Consider the following 651-nt stretch of genomic DNA (forward strand, 5'->3'; position numbering starts at 1 on the left):
TTTGCGCACCCGCCCATCCTGGGCGCGATTGGGGTTAAAGCTCTTCTCGGCCACATCGCACATCGACATCACAATCGTCGACGCCAGCGTCATTCCTTCTGCACTATCCAGTTGCATCACCGTTTCGAGGTCGCCATGCACGCGAAATTGCACCACGGTCACATTGTTCATCCCGATCATCAGATGAATATCGCTGGCCCCTTTCTTCTTGGCTTCCCGAAAAAAACCGATGATTTTCGCCTGTTGAGCGGAATAATCGTTAGCTTCGGGATTGTCTGTTACCTGGCTTTGCTGCAATTCCTTCAGTTTGTCGAGCTGGACCCGCTTAACCTGTAGCCTGGGGTATTGCTTAAACGCGCCGGCAATCTCTGACGTGACGGCCAGACTGTTATTGTGCGCGTCAGACACATACAAGGTCGGGGCGTCAGAATTGACCAGATCTAAATAGATATAGGTTGAGCCACGTTTCTCATACATATTGGTTACCCCGCAAAGGAAAGAGACACCAGCGTTGGGCTCTTCCCGGAGACAACGACCTCATTGAGGTTGATACGTTTAACAACGTATTCCGTACCCGGAATGCGATCCCCTGACTGCACCGTAACCTGGTTGCCGTTGCTGAGTGCCAGCACGGCCGTGAAACCTTTCCCC

The 651-nt window shown here is 52.4% G+C and carries 1 protein-coding gene and 1 pseudogene; both read right to left on the reverse strand.

The genetic code is table 11. The features are described 5' to 3' along the window. Positions 1 to 477: pseudogene (locus A6U95_RS08145) on the reverse strand (type II secretion protein E); the annotation flags it as partial. A 5-nt stretch (positions 478 to 482) separates the two neighbouring features. Further along, positions 483 to 651 (reverse strand): type IV pilus biogenesis protein PilP (gene pilP, locus A6U95_RS29655; RefSeq protein WP_139102345.1); only part of this gene is annotated, 169 nt, incomplete at its 5' end.

This window comes from Serratia sp. 14-2641 (assembly GCF_001692375.1).
Taxonomy (GTDB): Bacteria; Pseudomonadota; Gammaproteobacteria; order Enterobacterales; family Enterobacteriaceae; genus Chania; species Chania fonticola_C.